Annotated in this window: 13 protein-coding genes and 15 tRNA genes; 1 reads left to right on the top strand and 27 read right to left on the bottom strand. The window is 43.6% G+C overall.

Annotated features, from left to right (window positions below; all coding sequences use genetic code 11):
- Nucleotides 1-91 precede the first annotated feature (91 nt).
- From rpe to HMPREF0581_RS03205, 11 genes are all read right to left on the bottom strand, one after another.
- Complete coding sequence (gene rpe, locus HMPREF0581_RS03255; protein WP_009644685.1) at nt 92-745, bottom strand: ribulose-phosphate 3-epimerase; 654 nt, start codon at nt 743-745, stop codon at nt 92-94.
- Nucleotides 733-1,599, bottom strand: a complete 867-nt coding sequence (gene rsgA, locus HMPREF0581_RS03250) for a ribosome small subunit-dependent GTPase A (RefSeq protein ID WP_009644843.1) — start codon at nt 1,597-1,599, stop codon at nt 733-735. Before rsgA ends, rpe begins: the two co-directional genes overlap by 13 nt.
- A gap of 1 nt (nt 1,600) precedes the next feature.
- Complete coding sequence (gene pknB / locus HMPREF0581_RS03245; protein ID WP_050992659.1) at nt 1,601-3,334, bottom strand: Stk1 family PASTA domain-containing Ser/Thr kinase; 1,734 nt, start codon at nt 3,332-3,334, stop codon at nt 1,601-1,603.
- Nucleotides 3,327-4,070 carry a Stp1/IreP family PP2C-type Ser/Thr phosphatase gene (locus HMPREF0581_RS03240; protein ID WP_009644782.1) on the bottom strand — a complete coding sequence of 248 codons (744 nt, stop codon included), beginning with the start codon at nt 4,068-4,070 and terminating at the stop codon, nt 3,327-3,329. Before HMPREF0581_RS03240 ends, pknB begins: the two co-directional genes overlap by 8 nt.
- A gap of 42 nt (nt 4,071-4,112) precedes the next feature.
- Nucleotides 4,113-5,384, bottom strand: a complete 1,272-nt coding sequence (rsmB, locus tag HMPREF0581_RS03235) for a 16S rRNA (cytosine(967)-C(5))-methyltransferase RsmB (RefSeq protein WP_036380446.1) — start codon at nt 5,382-5,384, stop codon at nt 4,113-4,115.
- A complete protein-coding gene (locus HMPREF0581_RS03230) occupies nt 5,384-6,091 on the bottom strand; it encodes a zinc metallopeptidase (protein WP_036380444.1) in 708 nt (235 codons plus the stop codon). Before HMPREF0581_RS03230 ends, rsmB begins: the two co-directional genes overlap by 1 nt.
- A 25-nt stretch (nt 6,092-6,116) precedes the next feature.
- Nucleotides 6,117-7,055, bottom strand: a complete 939-nt coding sequence (gene fmt, locus HMPREF0581_RS03225; protein ID WP_036380442.1) for a methionyl-tRNA formyltransferase — start codon at nt 7,053-7,055, stop codon at nt 6,117-6,119.
- A complete protein-coding gene (gene def / locus HMPREF0581_RS03220; RefSeq protein ID WP_036380440.1) occupies nt 7,056-7,592 on the bottom strand; it encodes a peptide deformylase in 537 nt (178 codons plus the stop codon).
- 23 nt (nt 7,593-7,615) lie between these two features.
- Nucleotides 7,616-9,637 carry a replication restart helicase PriA gene (gene priA / locus HMPREF0581_RS03215; RefSeq protein ID WP_051426910.1) on the bottom strand — a complete coding sequence of 674 codons (2,022 nt, stop codon included), beginning with the start codon at nt 9,635-9,637 and terminating at the stop codon, nt 7,616-7,618.
- Between the two features lie 49 nt (nt 9,638-9,686).
- Entirely contained in the window at nt 9,687-10,697 is a 1,011-nt protein-coding gene (gene asnA / locus HMPREF0581_RS03210; RefSeq protein ID WP_036380438.1) for an aspartate--ammonia ligase, read from the bottom strand.
- A 69-nt stretch (nt 10,698-10,766) separates the two neighbouring features.
- Nucleotides 10,767-11,435: an epoxyqueuosine reductase QueH gene (locus tag HMPREF0581_RS03205; protein WP_036380436.1), complete on the bottom strand. Its 669-nt coding sequence runs from the start codon at nt 11,433-11,435 to the stop codon at nt 10,767-10,769.
- Between the two features lie 119 nt (nt 11,436-11,554).
- Between HMPREF0581_RS03205 and HMPREF0581_RS03200 the strand changes: the two genes are divergently transcribed.
- Nucleotides 11,555-12,481, top strand: coding sequence for a TIGR01212 family radical SAM protein (locus HMPREF0581_RS03200; protein WP_036380434.1), 927 nt, complete (start codon nt 11,555-11,557; stop codon nt 12,479-12,481).
- A gap of 96 nt (nt 12,482-12,577) precedes the next feature.
- Here HMPREF0581_RS03200 and HMPREF0581_RS03195 read toward each other — a convergent pair whose 3' ends face one another.
- From HMPREF0581_RS03195 to HMPREF0581_RS03120, 16 genes are all read right to left on the bottom strand, one after another.
- On the bottom strand, nt 12,578-15,148 hold the full coding sequence (locus tag HMPREF0581_RS03195; RefSeq protein ID WP_036380432.1) for an SH3 domain-containing protein: 2,571 nt from the start codon (nt 15,146-15,148) through the stop codon (nt 12,578-12,580).
- Nucleotides 15,149-15,428: 280 nt separating this feature from the next.
- A tRNA-Phe gene (locus tag HMPREF0581_RS03190) sits at nt 15,429-15,504 on the bottom strand.
- 19 nt (nt 15,505-15,523) lie between these two features.
- Nucleotides 15,524-15,600, bottom strand: a tRNA-Ile gene (locus HMPREF0581_RS03185).
- Nucleotides 15,601-15,605: 5 nt separating this feature from the next.
- Nucleotides 15,606-15,682: transfer RNA gene (locus HMPREF0581_RS03180), tRNA-Pro, on the bottom strand.
- 7 nt (nt 15,683-15,689) lie between these two features.
- Nucleotides 15,690-15,765 (bottom strand) — tRNA-Trp (locus HMPREF0581_RS03175).
- Between the two features lie 18 nt (nt 15,766-15,783).
- Nucleotides 15,784-15,877: transfer RNA gene (locus tag HMPREF0581_RS03170), tRNA-Ser, on the bottom strand.
- A 23-nt stretch (nt 15,878-15,900) separates the two neighbouring features.
- A tRNA-Ser gene (locus HMPREF0581_RS03165) sits at nt 15,901-15,989 on the bottom strand.
- A gap of 17 nt (nt 15,990-16,006) precedes the next feature.
- Nucleotides 16,007-16,082, bottom strand: a tRNA-Lys gene (locus tag HMPREF0581_RS03160).
- A gap of 4 nt (nt 16,083-16,086) precedes the next feature.
- Nucleotides 16,087-16,163 (bottom strand) — tRNA-Gln (locus tag HMPREF0581_RS03155).
- Nucleotides 16,164-16,213: 50 nt separating this feature from the next.
- Nucleotides 16,214-16,290, bottom strand: a tRNA-Arg gene (locus HMPREF0581_RS03150).
- Between the two features lie 14 nt (nt 16,291-16,304).
- Nucleotides 16,305-16,378 (bottom strand) — tRNA-Gly (locus tag HMPREF0581_RS03145).
- Between the two features lie 4 nt (nt 16,379-16,382).
- Nucleotides 16,383-16,457: transfer RNA gene (locus tag HMPREF0581_RS03140), tRNA-Gly, on the bottom strand.
- An 8-nt stretch (nt 16,458-16,465) separates the two neighbouring features.
- Nucleotides 16,466-16,550 (bottom strand) — tRNA-Tyr (locus HMPREF0581_RS03135).
- Nucleotides 16,551-16,555: 5 nt separating this feature from the next.
- Nucleotides 16,556-16,630 (bottom strand) — tRNA-Thr (locus HMPREF0581_RS03130).
- A gap of 13 nt (nt 16,631-16,643) precedes the next feature.
- Nucleotides 16,644-16,720 (bottom strand) — tRNA-Asp (locus HMPREF0581_RS03125).
- A 6-nt stretch (nt 16,721-16,726) separates the two neighbouring features.
- Nucleotides 16,727-16,802: transfer RNA gene (locus HMPREF0581_RS03120), tRNA-Val, on the bottom strand.
- Nucleotides 16,803-16,829 lie beyond the last annotated feature (27 nt).

The raw sequence follows: 16,829 nt of genomic DNA, 5'->3' as shown, positions 1-16,829 counted from the left end.
AAAACACGTTTTTTGTCCTATAAGCCTCACTTCCTGAAGATATGAAAAATTGCCTGGCCATTCTAAGAAGCTAGAAGGCCGGGCATTGGCTTTATGCATCAATCTTTCTCAGGTTCATAATTGCCTGAGCTCTATCCTTTTGTTTAAATACTGCTGAACCGGCAACAAGAATGTCTGCACCATTGGCTATTAGTTTGGACGAATTTCTGTCACATACTCCTCCGTCAACTTCTATGGTGAAGTCATAAGTTTTTGAAGATCTGATATCCTTGAGCTTGGCAACCTTTGCCACAGTTTCAGGAATAAAGGTCTGACCTCCAAATCCGGGATTTACAGCCATAACCAGAACCAAGTCAACATGTGGGAGAACTGCTTCCAATGCAGAAACCGGAGTTCCGGGATTAATAGATACGCCGGCCTTCAGCCCTTGCTCCTTGATATGTGAAATCGTCCTGCATATATGGTAACATGCTTCGTAATGCACTGTGATGAACTCAGTGTTATCAGTTACAAAATCCTCTAAATACCGATCCGGATTTTCGATCATCAGATGAACATCATACGGTACAGTTGCGTATCCGTTGAGACTCTTCATAACAGCACTTCCAAAGCTTATATTTGGTACAAACGCACCATCCATCACGTCAACATGAATATAGTCACATCCGCTCCTGCAGATATCCTCAACCTCTGCGCCAAGCTTCGCAAAATCTGCGGCCAATATCGAAGGTGCTATTTTTGCCATCTCTTTACCTCTTCTAAAATCGCAAGATAAGATTCGTATCTGCTCTTAGCTATTTTACCCTCTGTAACCGCCTCCTTGACGGCACATTCAGGTTCTTGCACGTGAATACAATCTAGATATTTGCAGTACCCCTTGTATTCTCTAATCTCCGGAAAATACTCCCTGACGCTATACTTGTCAATCCTGGGCATATCAAGCGAAGTGAAGCCCGGCGTATCATAGAAATGAGTTTCAGCGTCCATGTTGAATATTTCCACGTGCCTCGTAGTATGACGACCTCTGGATGTCTTGTCGCTGATTGCTCCTGTCTCAATATCATTTCTACCAGTCAGATAATTCATAACGGTTGATTTACCGACTCCTGAAGGACCTGCAAGCGCAACGTTATTACCTTTGATAATTTTGTACAGCTCCTGTATTCCCTCTCCTGTCTTTCCGTTTACTGTAACGACCCGAAAAGCCCTATCATATGTCGAGACAAGCTTATTCAATTCATCATTAGAAACGAGATCCGGCTTGGTGATACAGATTATAACGTCGATTTTATTGTACAGAATAGCTGCCGTGAACTTATCGATTATAAAGGTATTAGGATTGGGCGACGCAGCTGCGAAAACTACCACCAGCTTGTCCAGATTAGAAACAGGTGGGCGCGAAAGAAAATTTTTCCTTTCGCGCACCTTGTTGATAATACAATCACCATCTTCATTTCTAAGCTCAAACTCGACAATATCTCCGACGTAAATGATGTTCTTTCCTCTCTTGAGATTTTTTCGCGCATTTCCTATTATCACGCTTTGACCATCATCTACATAGTAAAAACCGCCAATTCCCTTAACAACTCTTCCCAGCATACTATAACTTTGTACCGCTGCTTCCGCCGGAGCTGCCGGAGGATCCTCCGCCTGATGAAGGAGCTCCCTTGCTGACCTCGATATCTATAGTTTGCCCTTTTTCAAGCGAAGTGTTAGCGGCATACTGCTGCCACATAACATAGCCGTTTCCATAAACATTGCTTTCATCATACGTGATATTTCCAACGCTAAATCCGGCATTCCTTATAGCGGCTTTTGCCTCTTCCAGCGACTTACCGGTAACAGAAGGAACAGTTCCCTTGTCTTTACCTTTTCCGTCGCTTATTGTTATGTTAATCTTCGTTCCCTTATCAGCATTGCTGCCGGCGGCGGGATCCTGACTCAAGATAGTTCCCTCAGGCTTAGTCGATGTCTCTGACTTAACTATACCAAGCTTATATCCTGCTTTCTTGAGATCCTTTTCGACCTTCTTATAATTCTGGCCTACTAGATTAGGAACAGTTCCATCCTTTGAGCCCTTGCTTAAATTGACCTTGATCGTCGAGCCTTTCTTGGCTTCTTCGCCTCCTGCGGGATTCTGTTCAACTACATGACCCTCAGAAATCTCTGACGAATAAACAGCTTTCCCCTTTTCAATTTTGAAGCCGGCATCATCAGCTGCCTTTTTTGCTTCCTTGTATGTCATATCGGAAAGATCCGGCACCTTCGCTTTTCCTGAGAATTTTCCCGTTGCAAAAGCAACACCGAGAGCAATTAACAAAATCGCAGCTAAGGCAAGTGCAATTCTTATAATTTTCTTCTTGCGACTGCTATTGCCCTGCTTCTTATTCTTCTTGGCCTTTTTGCCTTTGCGATTTGACAGCAGCTCCTCATCCTCGGATGGGTCCTCCAAATCTGAACGTTTGCGTGCAACCTCGTTAGAGGCCTCGGCAAATATTGAATTCCCGACAACCTTTGTAACAAATTCTATATTGTCGAGCTCTTCGATAAGCTCATCAGCGCTGTTGAATCTATTGGTCTGGAACTTGTTCGTAGCTTTGAGTACTGCTCGTTCAAGCGCAGGTGGAATTCCGTCTACATATTCATGTGGAGGTACAATCTCTTCGTTGATATGCTTAAGCGCAATGGACACAGGATTATCTCCATCAAACGGAACTCTCCCGGTTAGCATCTCATACATAACAATACCAAGCGAATAGATATCGGAACGCTCATCTACGTAGTTACCTCTTGCCTGTTCAGGCGAGAAGTAGTGGACTGATCCGATAACCTTACTGTTAGTTGAAAGAGTTGCATCGTTAACAGCCTTGGCAATACCAAAATCTGCCAGCTTGGCAACACCATCGGAAGTGACCATGATATTATGAGGCTTGACATCTCTATGAATAATCTTATTCTTATGCGCGATTCTAAGAGCTGATGCAACCTGTTTAGTCAGGTCGATTACTCTGCGGTAGTCGAGCGGTGCTTCTTCAGCGATAATAGTGCTTAGATTTTTCCCCTCAACCAGCTCCATTACAATATAGTTGATATTTCCTTCCTTGCCGACATCATACACACTTACGATGTTGGGATGAGAAAGTCCGGCGGCGGCCTGCGACTCGCGTTTGAAATTCTCAACGAACGAAGCATCCTTTGTGAACTCCGGCCTCAATATCTTGATTGCGATAAAGCGATTCAGCAGTCTGTCCTTGCCTTTGTATACGACTGCCATACCACCATCACCGATTTTCTCTAGGAGTTCATAACGGCCAGATAGAAGTCTACTACTCATCTGATTCCTCCAACATATCGATGCAAATTACTGAAATATTATCGTTTCCACCATTTAGATTAGCGCGTTCAACCAGGCGTTCAGCGCAGTCCTGCATATCATCGCTCTCTTCAAAAATCTCAAGGATTTCCTTATCAGAGACTTCCTCATACAGCCCGTCACTGCAGAGCAATACTCTATCGTCCGGCTCCATGTATATGTTGAAGCAGTCAGGGTTGTTATATGCGTTGGCACCAATTGCTCTAGTGATCACGTTTTTCTTATAGTGATTATCGGCTTCCCTGCGCGTAATTGCTCCCATCTTGACGAGATCATTTACATAGGTATGATCATCTGTGATCTGATGAACCTCATCCTTGTGCAGGAAGTAAACGCGGCTATCGCCAACATTGCCGACATACAGGATCTTGTGATCTACATAGGCAAATACAAGCGTTGTCGCCATCCCTGCATACTCCGGCCTAGTGCTTGAAAGCTGCAAAATGCTCTCGTTAACAAAATTAACGGCGTTCTCGAAATAGACAAAGATAGCCTCGCTGCCTTCGACCAGCTCGATAGGGTTGTTATACACGTAGTCCGCCATGAAATCCAGCACTGCAGTACTTGCAATCTCCCCGGACTTATTACCGCCTACTCCGTCTGCTAACATAAAAAAATTGCTGTCTCTAAGTACCTTTACAGCATCCTCATTTTTGGGCCGCTTCATGCCCATATCTGTTAAATATCCTACTCTCATTAAAGTCTTACCACCTGAGTAAATTATATATTATAAACGATACTATTTCCGAATCTTACAATAGTAAAATCCTACTTGCTTATTATACGGTAAAATTGAATTGTATTCAATAACCCGTGCCTTTTCAAAGGAATCACACAGCTTTGCGACAATCTGTTCATTTTCCTTCTTATTGATTGTACAAGTCGAATACATAAGTGTGCCTCCCGGCTTAAGGTATCTATAAGCGTTTTCCAAGATCTGATACTGCAGCTTGTATAATTCAGGAAGCTCATCCAAATCTACCCTCAGTTTTAGTTCCGGCTTACCGGCGATTACTCCGAGTCCTGAACATGGTACGTCGGCTAGCACTTTGTCGAAGTATTCGTCAAAATCGCTTCTGTACACAGCAGCATCCGCCACCTCGGCATCAATACAGCCTAGCCCTAGACGAGCAGCTGTATCATTGATCAGCCGTATTCTATGCTCATGAATATCCGTTGCAATAATTACCCCTTCATCATTCATCATTTCGGCCATTGCAGCCGTCTTTCCGCCTGGAGCAGCACACAGATCCAGCACCTTATCCCCCGGCTCAGGATTGAATGATTCGATGCTGCGAAGAGATGAAGTGCTTTGTATTGAAAACATCCCTCTCATATATTCCGGCGTACTTACAACTTGGCCGTCTTCAACGATGATTCCATTTTGAGTAAGCTCATTTACGAATGCAACTATTCCTCTATCATGCAAGCGCTTCAGTAAATCGACTCTACCGCAAGCGTTAGAATTCCGGCGAATATTCAGTTCAGGTATATCATAGAGTCCTTTTATAATTTTTTCGATATCAGCGCTGCCATACTGCTTGCTGAGAAATCTGACCAGGTGATACGGAAACGAATACCTGTACGATATCTCTTTAAGCTTATCATCAGTACTTGAAATTACTAAATTTCCGCCGTCCCTGACAAATGCTCGGAGCACTGCGTTGATAAATCCCTTCTCCCCCGGCGTCATTTTCCCGGCTAGAGACACGGCTTCATTTACCGCTGCGTACGGAGGTACGGAATTCATCCGGGCGATCGCAAAGAATCCCATACGTAGAATGATTAAGGGCTTTTTTTTAATACTTTTTATTCCGTTATCAGCAAACCTGTTTATATTGGCATCTATCAGGATAGTATCGCGAATTACTCCTTTGGTCATAACGCGAACGAAGCCCTGCGAGGATACATCACTATCCCTGAGAGCTTCGTTAATTGCCAAATTTGAATATGCATCTTCTGCGTATACTTTGTACAATGCTGTATACGCAGCCTTCCAATTCGTACTCATTAGTCTCTGCTTCCTCTGATCAGCAGTACTCTTATGAGCGCAGCAGCTGCAGTTGCCAGGGCTGCAACATATGTCATAGCAGCAGCATGGAGAACTTTCTTGCTGCCCCTATAGTCTGCGTTATCGACAAGATTGAGTTCCTTCATCTGCTTGAGCGCTCGGCTGCTCGCATTAAACTCAACCGGCAGCGTAATCAGATGAAAGATCACCACAATTACAAAACATAGCACCCCGATATTAAACATCAAGGAACCATAGTTGCTTGTAGCAGATAAAAGCAGACCCAATAAAATCAGCGGCCACGAGGTGTTCTGTGCCAAATTCATGACCGGTACTAAGGCATTCCTCATCTTGACAGGGGCATATCCGACTGAATGCTGCACTGCATGTCCAACTTCGTGGCATGCAATACATATTGAAGCAACGGAAGCTTGATTGTAGATCTCAGCACTGAGATTTACAGTATTGCTGCGCGGATCGTAGAAATTCTCAAGCGCACTGCCTTCTAATATGTTTATTTGTACATGCTGCAATCCGTTTGCATCTAGCATACATCTAGCGGCTTCAGCTCCGGATATTCCTTTGCTGTTTTCAATTTTAATATAAGTTGAAAAAGCATTATGAATTCGTGCCTGAACAATCATCGTGTATATCATTGCCGGAATTAGCACGATCAACGATGAATAATATCCATTAAACATATACATATTCAAACTACCTCCAATTTACAGTCTATAAGCGCATCCCCAGGCGCATACCTACATCCAGACTGAAACCCCGTATGAAATCAGCAACCGGCATTCTCTTCTTTCCTTGTAGCTGAACTTCGTATATTTTCAGCGCGCCATCAGCACATCTGACAACAAACGAATCTCTGTCTACTTCTATAACCGTACCATAAGGAGCCTCGTCATCTACATCCTTTGTTGGAACGGCCTCGAATATTTTTAACATCTTATCGCCTACAGTTGTATAGGTTCCTGGCCAAGCCTTGAACGCACGGATCTTGTTATCTATTGATACTGCCGAAGCATTAAAATCAGTATAACCATCTTCTTTGCTAATCATGTGAGCGTATGATGACAGGGAATCGTCTTGTTTTGTGTAGGTTTCTTGACCCCGCTCTATCTGCTTGACAGCTTCTGCTGCAAGGTTGGCACCAAGCTCCGCCAGCTCTTCAGACAATTCGACGATATCCTTGCGATCAATCTCAGTTTTGGCAGAACTGATCATATCTCCGGTATCGAGACTTGCTTCCATCTTCATAATTGTCACACCCGTTTCAGTCTTGCCATCAAGAATAGCATATTGCATAGGCGCTGCACCTCTATATTCCGGTAACAACGAGCCGTGTACATTGATACATCCATGTATCGGAATATCCAGCACCGACTGAGGAAGGATTTGACCAAATGCTGCTACGACAATCAGCTCAGGATTAATCTGCTTGAGCAGGTCTACAAACTCGGGATCATTCTTGATGCTAAATGGCTGTGCAACATCTATGCCGTGCACCAGCGCACACGCCTTAACCGGAGAGTATATTACCTTGCCTCTATTACCTCTGCGATCCGGTTGAGTTACAACCAGATCAATCTCGTGTCCTTCAGCAATCAGCTTTTGCAATGTCGGCACGGCAAATTGAGGAGTTCCCATGTAAACAATGTGCATCTACTTGTCTTCCTTTTCTTTATTTTTATTCTCGCTCTCTTCAGCGATCTCAGCCATCATCTCATTGTACTGCTCCGTTGTGTACACTTCCTCTGCGATATCCGGATATACAACACCATTTAGATGATCGTTTTCATGCATAATGCAAGTTGCCGCAAAACCGCTGAATTCATACTCATTAGTAGCTCCATCGAGATTCATAGCTCTCAGCTTAACTCTCTCAGGTCTCTTTAGCATTCCTATATAACCGGGCACACTGAGGCATCCTTCTGCAGAATCCTGCTCACCATCCTTCTCCAAAATTTCAGGGTTAATCATCACGTAGATCTTCGCAAAATCCTCGAGCTCCGGTCTGCAGACGAAAATCCTTTTCATAACTCCGACCTGTGGAGCTGCAAGGCCTACGCCGTCAGCATCAACCATTGTTTCGATCATATCCTCGCAGAGAATCTTTATTCTGTCAGTAATATTTTTCACGGGCTTGCACTGCTTAGTGAGGATTTCATCACCCCTGATTACAATCTTTCTAAGTGCCATGGTACTTCCTTTCTATCTACGCCCTATATTATACCATAAGGATTGATATCCATTTCAATATGACAAGTACTCTTATGTTTTATCATCATATCTCGGTACATCATGTACGCATTTACAAAGCCTTTCCTGCTGCCCTTAGGTGCCTTTATAAAAAAATACACTCTATTGCGTTCTGCTCCACCCCGTTGTAGGTCAAACTTCGGCTCATAGATTGTTGTGGAGGTCGGTAAATTCTTCATCGATAACAGGTATTTCCTAAAATCAGCTGCGTGTTCGAGCGTTGAGCTAACACCATTTTTAAGCTCTTTCTTATCTACAAAAGTAATAGATATAATATCAGAAAAAGGCGGATAATTCATGCGCTCTCTGTGAAGCAACTCAGATTCATAGAATCCGTCGTAATCACCGGTCGCTGCTTTCTTTATCGTATCATCATCCGGCTGATAAGTTTGAAGTACAACTTTACTGTCGCCACTAGCTCTGCCGGCTCGACCTGAAACTTGAGTGATGAGCTGAAATGTGCGTTCCGGAGACCTGTAGTCGGGGATATTTAATGATGAGTCGGCAAGTACTATTCCAACTAAGCCTACATTTCTAAAATCAAGACCCTTTGCCAGAATTTGTGTTCCCACAAGCACGTTTGTCTTTTTATTTCTAAACCTCTTGAGCAGAGCTTCGATCTCGCGCTTATTTTTTGCTGTATCAAGATCAAAGCGTTCAACCTTAGCTGAAGGAATCAGTTCGGCAATCGTTTCTTCCAGCCTTTCAGTACCGGTTCCGACATACGCCATATGTTCGTTTCCGCAGTCAGGGCATTTAGCAGACACCTTAAATTTGCGGCCGCAATAATGACAGATAGCTGCATTTTCTTTTTTATGATATGTGAGCGTTATATCGCAGTCGGGACAAGTCATTGTGTAACCGCAATCCGGACACATGATTTGTGTAGAAAAGCCTCTACGGTTTAGAAACAAAATTACCTGCTCATTACTTGCAAGCGTTTCATCCATCGATGATAAAAGCGCTCTGCTTATCACTCCGGAATTACCTGCTCTCAGCTCTTCTCGCATATCGACGACTTGAACCTCCGGCATGATACTGGAGCCGATTCTATTCTTCATCTCGATTAACTGATAAATGCCAGACTTTGCTCTATTATACGAAACTATGCTTGGTGTTGCGCTTCCTAGAACCAGAGTTGCACCGTGCTGGCCGGCTCTCTTGAAAGCGACATCAACAGTCTCAAATTTGGGATTGTAGTCAGATTTGTATGTAGCTTCATGCTCTTCATCTATGACAATTACCCCGATATCTGATACCGGTGCAAAAATCGCAGTCCTGGCTCCGATGACTACTTTTGCCTTCCCGGTCCTGATTCGAATCCATTCTACAAGGCGTTCGCTTGTCTTGAGCCTGCTGTGCATGATGGCGATATTATCTTTTCCGAATCTTTTTGCAAACCTCTCCGCAATCTGCGATGCCAGTGCGATTTCCGGAACAAGAACTATGGCCGTTTTTCCCTTTTCCAGAGAACGTTGAACTGCACGCATATATACCTCTGTCTTGCCCGAATTCGTAACGCCATGAATAAGGAAAGTCTTGCCGGCTGCGTTATCAATAGAGCTGCAGATCTGTGTCAAAGCAGCCTGCTGCTCCTGAGACAGTTTAAGCGGCGACTCTCGATATTCAGTATCCTCATTATCTGCATCCTGCGATGTATCCGGAATCCGCTTTCCGCCAACAACAAACATTTTGATTGCATCGATATACTTGACTCCGTATCTCGATCTCATCCATATTGCAGTATCAATGATTTCAGATGTTAAAGAACGATCTCTGTCGACGCTGGAAACAGCCTTTATTTTATTCTCGTCAAGCTTGGGGAGCGTGTCAATTTTGACAACATAACCTTCGGAGCTCTTTGTGCGATTTGCAAAAGGAACATAAACCTTGTCGCCTACCGCGATATCATCTTGAGCCTTATAAGTAAAAAAAGAATCCGTATATTCACTTTTATTATCAATAACGACATCGATATATCTCATGAACACGAATCCTTTCTCTGATATTTTATTAGCTATCTATCGGAACATCTTACAGCAAAAAAACATTGTCATTTGCACAGGCCTCAATCATGTCCTCCGGCCATACAGAAGCCTGAACTTCTCCGATATGTGCTTTCTGAAGGAAAAACATACAAATTCTGCTCTGTCCGATTCCTCCGCCAATAGATAGCGGTACGTTGCCATTCAACACACTCTGATGAAAGGACTGCTTAAGTCTGTCTTCCTTGCCGTCTATTTTACACTGGTACTCCATAGCCTCTTTATCAACACGTATACCCATGGATGATAACTCCAGAGCGTCATCGAGCACATCGTTCCAAACGATGATATCACCGTTAAGCTCCCAATCATCATAGTCGGGCGCCCTACCATCATGCTTATGTCCGGACGCGAGTACTCCGCCAATCTTCTTAATAAATACTGCACCATATTCTTTCGCAGCAAATCTCTCACGTTCCTTGGGCGTGTTGTCGGGGTATCTGTCCTCGAGCTCCTGTGTGGTGATGAAAGTTATTTCATTTGGAAGCTCTGTCTGAATATCTCTATATAGACGATTTACGTAGTCACCGAGATTTTTCATCGCATTGTAGATAGTTGTGACTGTCTCCTCCAGGTACTCTTCGGTGCGCTGATCAGCTCTGATAACCTTTTCCCAGTCCCATTGATCCACATAGATGGAATGGATGTTATCGAGCTCCTCATCTCTACGGATGGCATTCATATCCGTGTAAATGCCGTGTCCGGGAGCAACTTCATACTTTGCAAGTGCCATCCTCTTCCACTTTGCAAGTGACTGCACAACCTCGACTTCCTTTTCATCAATGTCCTTAACTGTAAAGTTTACTCTGCGTTCATAACCGTTAAGATTATCATTAAGGCCGGTTTCCGGGAACACAAAGAGAGGCGCCGAAACACGCCGAAGCTGCAGACCGTAAGCCAGCTCCTGCTGAAAATAGTCTTTAATCTTCTTGATTGCCCTCTGCGTCTCAACATGATCTATGATTGGTTTATAACCCTTCGGAAGTAATAATTTGCCCATTTTATCTCAGTACCTTTCCATAAAAAATCTAAACTTATATTCATATTCGGCGTTACGGATATATCCCGGCTATTCGTGATTCTTCATCATAGCTCGAGCATATTCACAACCACAGAATTTCTGTCTATATAAACCGTATTTCTTGGATAATTCCACGCTTCTGCCAAAACCGTTCTTTTTCTTAAAGTCCATATCCAAGAACTTGACGTTTTTGGCGTCACCGATGGATTGTCCAATTTTCAGAATTGACGCATAATCCTTATGTGGACTAACGGCCATCGCTGTCGCGAAATAGTCCATTCCGAGCTCATTAGCCTTACGTCCCGTTTCTGCAAGCCTAAGCTCAAAGCATACATCACAACGCTTGCCACCTTCAGGCTCGTCGCACAGCGACTTTGTAACCTTTATGAAATCTTCAACCTTGTAATCTCCCTCGATATAATTTACATGAGTCATATCACGATACTCCTTGTTAAAAGCATCAATAAACTTAATCAGGTTGTCCTTGCGCAAAAGATATTCTTCCTGATCCAGTATATTTGGATTATAATAAAAAACGGTTACATTGTAATCAAAGGCCAGGCGTTCAACGCACGTCGTAGAACACGGTCCGCAACATGCATGCAACAGAATGCTCGGTTTTCTGTCAGCCAGCTTCGCATTGAGGTAAGCGGTTGACCTATTGGGTTGAAGCTCATTAGTGCAAAATCTCACGTAGGTATCGCATTTTTCTTTCATCGGATTTACCTCTTTTTGCAAATTATCTATTAATTATACAGAAATCTCTTGTTGTTTTCTAGTAAAAATGACATATTGTAATAAATACAACTTATTTATAAACCAGTTTGGAGCTTCAATTGAAATTGATTAAAGAAAATAGAATTTACTCAATAGGCACATATCTCAAGGAACATTTCGGGAAGAAGATGGTAAAGCTTTCCATCGAAGCCGGTTTTACCTGCCCCAATCGCGACGGCTCTGTCGGATATGGTGGGTGCAAGTTCTGCTCTTCAGGAGGCTCTGGCGAACTAGCATCAAATATACGCGATCAGATAGAATTGCTCAAGAATAAGTGGCCTAATGTGGGATATCTGGCCTATTTCCAAAGTCACACCAATACTTATGCGCCGGTAGATATTTTGAGAGAGAAGTTTTACGCGGCACTATCGCATCCCGAAATCGAAGGAATCGCAATAGCAACAAGACCGGACTGTCTCGATGATGATGTACTGGAATTGCTCTCAGAGATTAACAAAGAACACTTTATGTGGGTTGAACTGGGACTTCAGTCAATTCATAATGCTACACTGGATTCGATGAATATTGGATACCAGCTATCCGATTATGATAGAGCCGTCTGCAAATTAAGAAAAAGAGGAATCAAGACAGTTGTACATCTCATCCTCGGCCTTCCTGGCGAAACACAAGATGATATGTTGAGTTCTCTTGACTATGTTTGCAGCAGTTCGATATTTGGCATAAAACTACATCTGATGAATATCGTTCGATCTTCCCCGCTATATCAGGAAATGCCTGACTACGTATCTTTTAATAGCATTGAAGAATATGTGGATTTAGTTATTCGTATGATAGAACGCATTCCTCCTCATGTAACAATTCATCGCTTAACTGGCGATGTTCCGAGAATGCTGCTGGTTAGTCCAGAGTGGAGCTATAAAAAAAGGACAATCCTCAATTCAATTAACAACGGATTGCGCGCCAGAGACACATATCAAGGCGCAAAGTTCGCAGAAAAAACAAATAATCAGAATCAAACCGGATAACAACATCAGTATTGCTACCCGGTTTCGGCTTGTTATTAAATTTAAGAAGAGCGTATTGACTATCGGGTAAAACGCTCAACCAATAATCATCGATCACTAGTGTGGTAATGATGTCGACGCAGGCATATTGCTAAACACCGGAATTATAAATACGAGAGATTCATTTGTAATTCCATATGCGCTGTAGCTGTTCTTAGTCGAAATCGACTCAGTATATCCGGCAGAAATATTAGTCATATACTGGTGAGTTCCTACTCTGCTCGGGCCGTTGGCAACGTTAAACTTCTGGAAGTATACGGAATTCTGACCCTTCTTGATGTATCCGTTGGCGATGAATTTAGCACCGCCGAAAACTGCCTTTTCCTTTGAATCCCAACCCTGGCTTTTAGCATATTCCATACCTCTCATCACCGGATTAGCATCGGAATATGCTCCTATATTATATGGGTTATAGTAGGTTTTGCCTAAGTACGTATATCCGGTTATTGCGATACTGCCGCCTCCGGTTTCCTGTCTTGCACGAGCTGCAAGTGCGATTGGACTCATACCATTTTGCTGACCAGCATTTACGAACCAACCCGGCATGAATCCGTTACGTTCAAGTGCTGTTCCCGAGAGGATCTTAGATACCGCTGCATTGGATTGATATGGTTGATATGAGAGATCTTCAAACATGAAGATATTGTTCTCGTTTATAAAGTTACGTGGATCCATGTAGTATCCGATAACTTCAGTGTTAGCATTGAACCATGTTGATCCGTCCTTAGGAATATATGTTCCAGATGCTATGAACTTACCTGTTCCCTGAAGCGAATCTATTCCGACTACAGTAGGCTGAGCATTTGTCGAACTTTCCTGCGCAGGTGCGTCAGCTTCCCGCCCCTCATATTTCTGGTCGCTAAGCGTAATCCAATTAGATGCAGCATAATAGGTTCTTCCCTTATACTGAAGTCTATACCATGTGTAGTTTGCAGAGCTGATTGCACCCGTAACAACTACATCGGTATTCTTGGAGAATGTTCCTGCTGGCACACCGGACAAATCATACGAAGCCCTATAGTTCAAATAATCGCGAACCTTACCACTAACGCTTGCATCGTCGGATTTCACATCAGCAGCTGCTGATATCGAATCAACAGGAGCATAGTATACCTTGCCGCTAACTGCAATCTTATACCAGCTTTGATTATCAACATTCTTAACTACAGAAATAATAGTTACGCCCTGTCCATTTGCAATCTTTCCAACTTCTTTGAAGAGATTTGATGGTCCCATCCGATAGGTTGCTTCCTGCTTTACAGTTCCATATACAGAACCGTTATTATTCAATGCCTTAGGTGTCTGTGCCGGCTGAGTACCACCTGCTGTGTTATCAACTTGAACAAAATTGCCGCAAATATATGCGAAACCGTTGTTATGTTTAATCTTGTACCAGGTTACTCCGTCAGCAGCCTTTGCTGTCAAAACAATGGAAACTTTGTTGCCGGTATTAGCACCTCCGACTCTGCTATAGCCTGTGCCGGCACCTTTTCTTATATTAGTGTATCCACCCTTCACAGTTCCGGATACTTCATTTGAATAATTCTCATTAGTAACACTGTTCTGAATGTATCCAATCTGCCCTGACGCAGTCTTTACGTGTACATACTTCGCATCATCGCTACCTTTATTCTCAGCGAATACTTCATCGAGAAGCACAAGCTCTGTATTGGCATTAACCGAACCTATCGTACTTGCTCCCGCTTTAGCTGCATTGTATAAAGGTCTTGCTTGATTATTTGCTTTGAAGCTGTATGAGTTTACATCTCTGTAAGATAGAGGGTATGCTCCATTAATGAGCGAAACACCATCTCTGCTCTCTTTAGCCAGCGCAGTATTCCAATCTATGCCGGTATTTTTCGCTACGAACTTCCAGTTAGGATGTGCAGCGTGAAGCGCTCTCAACTTAACCTTATAATCCTCCGGAAAAGCAGCTATAGAGCTTTCAAAATCGCCCTGTGCAGTCTGATTATCGGAAGGCTGACCGTTCTGGGAATTCCCCGGTGTCGGTTGTATGCTGGGCTTATTCTGTGGAGTTGTAGTACCGGTATTGCTGGATGTTCCGCCTTCATTGCCGGAAAAAATACTGCCGGTTATATTTACCCACGAAGCGCACACAAAATTATACCCGCCGTTATATTTAATCATGTACCAGTTAACATTGGAGTTGTTGGCCTTGGCCTTTAATAACACTGTTAGATTAACATTAGCTCCAAATGTTGTAGACCGCTTGAAGCCGGTACCCGCACCCAGTCTGCTGTTAAGAGCCGCGGTAGTTCTTCCTGTAACAGCGGAATATTCTACCCTGTTAACAAAGTCAGATCTGATGTAGCCGCTCCTTCCTCCGTATTTTATATGGTACCATCTATATTTAGCATCCCCATTAGAATTTGACGTAAACACAACATCTGTTATTGTAACTTTCCTTTTGTTGGAGATCCCCATTACTTTGCTTGTTGAAGTAGATGCGCCTGACCTCACGTTGACACCGATGCTTGAATTGACATATCCGGTAGCATTCTGAACAGACTGAGCATCTACGTCAGTGAAGCAAAACGCAGCTATAATAAGTGAAAAGATGAATACCGCCAAACAATAATTAAGTTTTTTCCTTAAACTGTTATTCATTAGCTCCTCTTTCTTAATAAATATATTCATTCGAAATCGATAAATTACACAAAATTGCGCGAACAGACACGCCACTTTTAAATATGATAACAAATTATGAATATCATTTAAAGAAATTGCAGGCTATAACCGTTGAGATTTCAATATTTAATATGAATATGGCAGTGCAAAATTAATAAAAGATAACAAAAACACAATATATAAATATAATTAAAATTAATAAGCCAATATATAGAATATTATAGAAAACAAAAAGGAGCCGAAAAGCTTTCTTTAATAATGGTGCCCAGACTCGGAATCGAACCAAGGACACAGGGATTTTCAGTCCCTTGCTCTACCAACTGAGCTATCTGGGCATCTAAACTAAATAAATAATGGTGGGCCATCGGGGACTTGAACCCAGGACCTGCCGGTTATGAGCCGGACGCTCTGACCAACTGAGCTAATGGCCCAAAAATGGTCGGGGTGGCAGGATTTGAACCCGCGGCCCACTGGTCCCAAACCAGTTGCGCTACCAAGCTGCGCTACACCCCGTTAACATTGGCAGGGGCAGAAGGACTCGAACCCTCGGCACGTGGTTTTGGAGACCACTGCTCTACCAACTGAGCTATACCCCTATGGTATATTTATTAATATGGCGGAGAAGATGGGATTCGAACCCATGCGGCCCTAATAACGAACCCTAACGGTTTAGCAAACCGTCCTCTTCAGCCTCTTGAGTACTTCTCCAAAAGCTACGACAAAACGATCCTTGGCGGAGAGGGTGGGATTCGAACCCACGGTCCCTTTCAGAATCACTGGTTTTCAAGACCAGCTCCTTAAACCACTCGGACACCTCTCCGGATGCTGCAAATAATTTGGTGACCCATCGGAGATTCGAACTCCGGACACCTTGATTAAAAGTCAAGTGCTCTACCACCTGAGCTAATGGGTCACAATGGCTGGGGTAGCGGGACTCGAACCTGCGAAATCACGGAGTCAAAGTCCGTTGCCTTAACCACTTGGCTATACCCCAAAATCATGACTTCTAGTTCGTCTACTTAACCAAATTAATTCCTAAAAAAATGGTGAGCCCACAGGGATTCGAACCCCGGACACACGGCTTAGAAGGCCGTTGCTCTATCCAACTGAGCTATGGACCCGCAAAAGCAAAAAATGGAGCGGATGATGAGAATCGAACTCACGCTATCAGCTTGGAAGGCTGAAGTTCTACCATTGAACTACATCCGCAAAATGGAGCGGAAGACGAGATTCGAACTCGCGACCCTCGCCTTGGCAAGGCGATGCTCTACCCCTGAGCCACTTCCGCACATATATTGGTCGAGGGAGATGGATTCGAACCATCGAAAGCACAGCTAACGGATTTACAGTCCGCCCCCTTTGGCCACTCGGGAATCCCTCGAAAACTGGAGCTGATGGAGGGAATCGAACCCCCAACCTGCTGATTACAAATCAGCTGCTCTACCGTTGAGCCACATCAGCATATTTACTAAATTGGCGACCGGGAACGGGTTCGAACCGTCGACCTCCAGCGTGACAGGCTGGCATTCTAACCAACTGAACTACCCGGCCAAAATATGGTGGACGCTATAGGGCTCGAACCTATGACCCTCTGCTTGTAAGGCAGATGCTCTCCCAGCTGAGCTAAGCGTCCATAATATTTGTGTCGCACTAGAGTCGA

Origin of the sequence: Mogibacterium timidum ATCC 33093, from assembly GCF_000525775.1 — a bacterium.
GTDB classification, from domain to species: domain Bacteria; phylum Bacillota; class Clostridia; order Peptostreptococcales; family Anaerovoracaceae; genus Mogibacterium; species Mogibacterium timidum.
This window is presented reverse-complemented; position numbering and strand designations above follow the sequence as displayed.